The organism is Streptomyces spongiae (genome assembly GCF_009377185.1).
Taxonomy (GTDB): Bacteria; Actinomycetota; Actinomycetes; order Streptomycetales; family Streptomycetaceae; genus Streptomyces; species Streptomyces spongiae.
Map to the genome: position 1 here is coordinate 1 of NZ_VJZC01000584.1, position 6,227 is coordinate 6,227.

The window sequence follows — 6,227 nt, forward strand, 5'->3', positions numbered from 1 at the left end:
GGCCCCACGCGGGGTCACCGCGTGGGGCCCGGCAAGGGTCGGCTCAGCTGTGGGGGCAGGTGTCCCGGTACTGGCTGATGTTCGTGTTCGGCGCGGGCGCCGGGCACAGGAACTGGTCGTAGCGGGTGTCCAGGTCGACGAACCGCTTGAGCCAGGAGATCGCGTACTTGGCGACGACCGGGCCCTCGGCTGCGGGCACGAAGTGGTCACCGTTGCGCAGTTCCAGGTACGCCTTCTCCGACGCCGCGATGCCGGTGAAGAAGGGGATGGACATCGAGTCGACGGGCGCGATCGCGTCCGACTGACCACCGATGATCAGCGTGGGGACCTTGTCCGCCTTCTCCCAGGTGGTGTCGACCTCCCACGGCGCCAGCGGTACGGCGGCCTTGAGCGAGGGCCGGTTCGCGGATGCCCACAGGCTCGCCCCGCCGCCCATCGAATGACCCATCACGGCAAGGCGGTTCGGGTCGATCCGGTTCTTCACCGAGCTGCTGGTCGTGAGGTAGTCGAGCGCGGCCAGGAGCTGTTTGGCGCGGTCCTGGGGGAAGTCCTGTCCGCTGAAGGTGTCCAGCGTGAACACCACGAACCCCTGCGAAGCCAGGCGCGGGCCGAGCCACTGGATCACGGCCTGTGGCGAGACGAAGCCCGGGATCACGGCGACCGCGCCGAACGTGCCCTCGGCCGTGGACGTCGGGTAGTAGATCGTGCCGTTCTTGAACCCGGTCCCGCTGCCCTCCGGCACGGTCACCTGGCTGATCGCGAAGGGGCCGCGCGAGGCGGTCACGCCGGCCTCGGTGGGTGCGGGCCCGCGTTCGTAGGGGCTCGCCTGCACGGCGGCGACCGCGCGCGCACCGCCGTACCGGCTCTCGCCCGACGTCGGGCTCGCCTGGGCCACGGAGTTGACGCCCAGCAGGGCGGCCAGCGAGACACCGGTGGCCACCAGTGCCAGTCGCTTCCTCAGCGCTGTTCTCATGGTGAGTCGTCCTCTCGTACGGGTGCGGGGGAGCCCCGTGGTTCCCGTGGATCCCGTGGGGCCGTGGATCCCGTGGGTCCTGTGGGGGGAATCCGGTCTGATCCGAGAGGAATCGTGGGAGCGGGGGCGCACGTCGCGCTGTACGGGAGAACGGTGAGTTGCGGGCCTGACTTGTCGGTTCGCCACAGGGTGCGCACCGAACTGAGCAGTCTTGGCGGGCGATGGACAAGCCAACCAACTCGTCTTGTCACGAAGGTGAGTTGACGTGCCGGGTGATACGCGAGGAGCATCCCGGGAAAGACGAGCCCGCCGGAACCCGGAGGGGAAACGTGACTGTCACCGACCCGCCGTTAGTACCACTCACCGTCGCCGGACCGCCCCTGTCGGCCATGCTCCGCCCGCACCTCGCGGACGCCGTGGCCGAGATCGAGCGTCAGGTGCGTCAGCAGAGCCTGGACGCGGGCAGACCGCTGGACGGCGACTACGCCCAGGTCGTCCACGAGGTGATCCACGAGACCGTCGCGTTCTTCGTGGACTCGCTCGCGCAGGAGGAGCCGGACGTCGGCGAACTCGCCGCGCTGTACTTCCGCCTGGGCACCGAGGCGGCCAGACGGGGCCGGGGCCTCGACCGCCTCCAGACGGCGCTGCGGCTGAGCAGTCAGGTCGCCTGCCGCCGGTTCATCAAGGACGCGTACCGCTTCGGCTGGCCCAAGGAGACCCTCTCCCACCTCACGGACCACCTCTTCGAACTGCTGGCCAGGGCCGCCGACGCGGGGGCCCAGGGGTACGCCCGGCAGCAGGGCCATATGGCGAGCGACCGCGAACGCCGTCGTGCCCGGCTGCGCGACCTGCTGGTCCGCGAGCCGGCTCCGGCGCCCGAGGCGATCGCGGACCAGGCCAGGTCGGCCGAGTGGAAGGTGCCGGTGTCGCTGGCGGTGGTGGCCCTGCGGCCGGCGGGCTCACCGCTTCCCGCGCAGAACGGCGGGCGTTCGCCCAACCGGGTCCTGCCGCCGGACGTCCTCGCCGACTGGGAGGCGCCGGCGCCGTACCTGGTCGTCCCCGACCCCGACTCGGCGGGCCGTGACTGGCTGCCCGCGCTGCTGCGCCGCCTCGGCCCGGCGGCGATCGGTCCCACGGTGCCGCCGGAGCGGACGGCCACGTCCCTGAGGTGGGCCCGGCACACGATCGCCCTCGTCGAGCGCGGCATCCTCGACGCCGACCGACCCGTACGCGCCGCCGACCACACCGCGCTGCTGGCGGGGGCGTGTGCCGAGGACCTGATCGACACCACGGCGACGGACACGCTGGCCCCGCTGCTGGCCCTGCCCCCGCGCCGCCGCACGCCGCTCCTCGCGACCCTCCTGACGTACCTCCAGTGCGGCGACAACGCGGTCCTCACGGGTGAGCGTCTCCACATCCACGAACAGACCGTCCGCTACCGCCTGCGCCGCATCACCGAACTCACCGGTCACACCGGCCATGACCCGGCCCACCGTCTGGACCTGATGCTGACGCTGACGTGGCTGATCCACGCGGAGGGGCGGGAGGCGCCCAGAGAGCGCTGAGGTGCCTGCCGGCCGGGGTCACTGTGCCGGGGGAGCCGGGGGAGACGTTGGCGTGGCGTTCGCCGGCGGGGTGAGCGCCACCTCCGGTTCCCCCGGCCGGGGCGCGGGTGGGGTGACGTCGGCGGCGGGGAGCTTCGGCGGGCTCGTCTCCTGGAAGAGGACCTGGTCGAAGTTCACCAGCCCGGTCTTCTCCATGACCGTGATGTGGTCGAGCACGGTGTCGTTGGCCTGGTCGGCCAGTTGACGGACGAGCGTGTTCTTGGTGGTGGCGCGGATCTTCGCGATGGTCGAGAAGATCGTGCCGTGGGTGACGCGCAGGATGTTGGCGAGATCGGAGTCGAACTGCCTGCCCTTGTCGGAGGTCAGGGTCGCCACGAACCCCTGTTGCTGCGGGCTCGCCTGGTTGGGCAGCGTGATCCCCAGCTCGGGGGCGATCTTCCGGCAGGTCGCGTCGAGGGCGGTGTGCCCGTTCACGAGGTGCTGACCGGCGGTCCGTACGGCGGCCGAGGTCCCCTTCTGCAGGGCCAGCTCGCCGGAGGGGAACTCCCACAGTCCCGCCGCCCGCACCTTGACCACGAAGTCCCGGTCGGCCTCGGTCAGCGGGCCGTAACGCGTGTTGGCGATGATCCGTGACGGTGAACTGCTCGTGGTCTGCACCCCGAGCATCGCCGGATAGGCGAGCGCGGTCATCGTCACTCCCAGGGCACCCACCATGAACACCGTCCCCACCGCACTCCGCGACATCCGCATGGGTCCCTCCCGCCCGCGACGACTTGGATCGCGGTGCAGTACGCGCGGCCCGCCCCAGGGAATCCTCTGCGCCAAGCAAAGACTCCGTCACGGCGGATCCCAGCTGTGATGTTGGCGGGGGTGGCTGCGCTGGGTACGTCGGGCCATCCATGTGACGGGTGTGCCCCAAGTGACTTCGACATGGGGGGACTTTTGAGTCGCCGTACGTCACACGCGTACCAACCGCTGAGCCTGAAGCGAAGAACCTGGCTGACCCTCGGCGTCGTGCTCCTGGGAGGTGCGGGCGTGGCCACCTACGCCATGGCCGGCCCCTCCGACGACCCGGGCGCGGCCGGCAGGGCCAAGCGGCCGGTGAAGGTCCACGAACTCGCCCTCGCGGGCACGGTTGGCAAGCGCGAACTGGCGCGCACCGACACCGAGGCATTCTCCCTGCTCGGCGTCTCGTGGACCGGCGCCACGAAGCGGGTCGACGGGACCGCGCAGGTACGCGTCCGCAGCAGCGAGACCGGCAAGTGGAGCGGCTGGCAGGACCTGGAGCTCGACACGGACCCGCCGGACACCGTCGAGCCCGGGATGCGCGGGGCCTCGGAGCCCCTGTGGGTGGGCCCGTCCGACGGCGTCGAGGTGCAGGTGGTCCGCAAGAACGGCACCACCTCCGCCGTACTGCCCAAGGGCCTGAAGGTGGACCTCGTCGACCCGGGTGTCGTGACGACGGCCGAGACCAAGTCGGTGGGCACCGAGATCGAACCGGCCGCCTACGTGGCCGAGGACACGGCGACACCGACCGACACGGCCTCGGCGACGCCCACCGACACCGCCACCGCTCCCGCGCCCACCGACACCGCCCCCGCGCCCACGGACTCCGCGTCCGTCTCCGCGTCGCCCAGCGACTCGGCGTCGACGTCACCCTCGGCGTCCGCCTCCCCGTCGCCGAGCGAGACCAAGCCGGTCGCGCCGCCGTCCACGGTCACCGAGCCCCCGATCATCAGCCGGGCCGCCTGGGGCGCGGACGAGTCGAAGGTCGACGACCCGCCCCAGTACATCGACAAGATCAGCGCCGTGTTCGTGCACCACACGGTCGGCTCGAACAGCTACAGCTGCGCCCAGTCCGCCTCGCTGGTGCGGGGCATCATGGCGTACCACATCGACGCCAACGGCTGGAACGACATCGGCTACAACTTCCTGGTCGACAAGTGCGGCCAGATCTTCGAGGGCCGCGCGGGCGGCGTCGACCTGCCCGTGCTCGGCGCGCACACGTACGGCTTCAACAGCTACTCCACCGGCATCGCCGTCCTCGGTGACTACGAGGGCGACGCGGCAGCCGGCGTCCCGGCGGGCAGGCCGAGCCGCGCCGCCCTGGAGTCGGTGGCCCGTATCGCGGCCTGGAAGCTGGGCCAGTACGGCGGTGACCCGCTGGGCAAGGTCACGCTGACCGCCAAGGGCGACACCGGGGTGTGGAAGGACGGCCAGGAGGCCACCCTCAACACCATCTCCGGCCACCGCGACGCGTACGCCACCGAGTGCCCCGGCGCGAACCTGTACTCCAAGCTCGGCGAGATCCGCCGCTTCGCCGCGAGCGCGGGCAAGAACTCCGCGATCCCGACGGCCGACTTCAACCGGGACGGCGTCACCGACCTGGTCGCCGGTGTGCCGGCGGCCTCCGGAAACGTCGGCAACGTCGTCGTCGTACCGGGCGGCACCGACGGACCGGTCGGCACCGCCAGGCTGAAGCTCACCCAGTCCAGCCCAGGCGTTCCCGGCGACTCCGAGGCCGGCGACAGCTTCGGCGCCGCGACCGCCTGGGGCGACGTCAACGGCGACGGCTACGCCGACCTCGCCATCGGCGCGCCCGGCGAGGACGACACGTCCGGGAACGCCGACCGCGGCGCGATCACGGTCCTGTACGGTCCCGGCCTGAACACCGGCACCTCGTACACCACCACCGGGGTGACGAGCGCGGGCGCCAAGCTCGGCTCGGCCGTGACCGTCGGCGACTTCAACGCCGACGGCAAGGCCGACGTCTTCTCGGCGGGCACCGGCAACGGCGGTTCCTGGAACGTCCACCTGACCGGAGGCGCCACCCAGGACGGCAAGCTGACCACGGCCACCGGATCCGTCGCCTACACCGACGCCGCGACCGGCGACTTCAACCGTGACGGTTACGCGGACGTGGCCCTCAACTACCGCGACCAGTCCGGCATCGGCAGGGTCACCTGGTTCAAGGGCAGCGCCACCGGCCTCGTCAAGGTGAGCGTCCTGTCCGTCAAGGGCGGCCGCTCCATCGCCGCGGGCGACGTCAACGGCAACGGCTACGACGACATCGTCATCGGCCAGCCGTACACGGCGGAGTCCGGCGCGTACAAGGGCGGCCAGGTCACCGTGGTCCCGGGCACCTCGACGGGCTTCACCACGACCGGAATGAAGACCGTCACCCAGGACACGACCGGAGTCCCGGGCACGGCCGAGGACGGCGACGCGCTCGGCTGGTCGGTCTCGGCGGGCGACTACAACGGCGACGGCTACGCGGACGTCCTCGCGGGCGCCCCCAACGAGGACATCACCCGCAGCGGTGCGAACCAGTCGAACGCCGGTACGACCCTGTTGCTCAAGGGCACGTCGTCCGGACTGACCGGCTCGGGTGCCCTGGACTTCAACCAGGACACCTCCGGCATCACCGGCTGGACGGAACCGAACGACAAGTTCGGCTCCTCCGTCGTCCTGACGGACCTGTCCGGCTGGGGCCGCGCCGACCTCGCCGTCGGAGCGGAGGGCGAGAACGCCTACGACGGCACGATCCTCCAGCTCGACAGCGGCAGTTCGGGCATCGACACGAGCGGGGGCGTCTACTACGGCCCCGACACCCTGGGCACCCCCACGGGCGCGCACCTGGGGGTGACGCTGACGCCGTAGGGAGGATCCGCGCCCCCGCCGCCCCTACC

At 71.4% G+C, this 6,227-nt stretch carries 4 protein-coding genes; 2 read left to right on the forward strand and 2 right to left on the reverse strand.

Features of this window, described 5'->3' with window-relative positions:
• Nucleotides 1-43: 43 nt before the first annotated feature.
• The gene (locus FNH08_RS42065) at nucleotides 44-973 is read right to left on the reverse strand and encodes a dienelactone hydrolase family protein (RefSeq protein ID WP_152776783.1); all 930 of its coding nucleotides are present in this window, start codon (nucleotides 971-973) and stop codon (nucleotides 44-46) included.
• 389 nt (nucleotides 974-1,362) lie between these two features.
• Between FNH08_RS42065 and FNH08_RS42070 the strand changes: the two genes are divergently transcribed.
• Nucleotides 1,363-2,538, forward strand: a complete 1,176-nt coding sequence (locus FNH08_RS42070) for a PucR family transcriptional regulator (protein WP_194238810.1) — start codon at nucleotides 1,363-1,365, stop codon at nucleotides 2,536-2,538.
• Nucleotides 2,539-2,556: 18 nt separating this feature from the next.
• On the opposite strand, the gene FNH08_RS42075 is transcribed toward FNH08_RS42070, so the two are convergent.
• Nucleotides 2,557-3,288, reverse strand: a complete 732-nt coding sequence (locus FNH08_RS42075; protein ID WP_194238811.1) for a DUF4142 domain-containing protein — start codon at nucleotides 3,286-3,288, stop codon at nucleotides 2,557-2,559.
• 180 nt (nucleotides 3,289-3,468) lie between these two features.
• Between FNH08_RS42075 and FNH08_RS42080 the strand changes: the two genes are divergently transcribed.
• Nucleotides 3,469-6,198 (forward strand): FG-GAP-like repeat-containing protein, encoded by a 2,730-nt coding sequence (locus FNH08_RS42080; protein WP_152776785.1) that lies wholly within the window; start codon nucleotides 3,469-3,471, stop codon nucleotides 6,196-6,198.
• The last annotated feature ends 29 nt before the right edge of the window (nucleotides 6,199-6,227 follow it).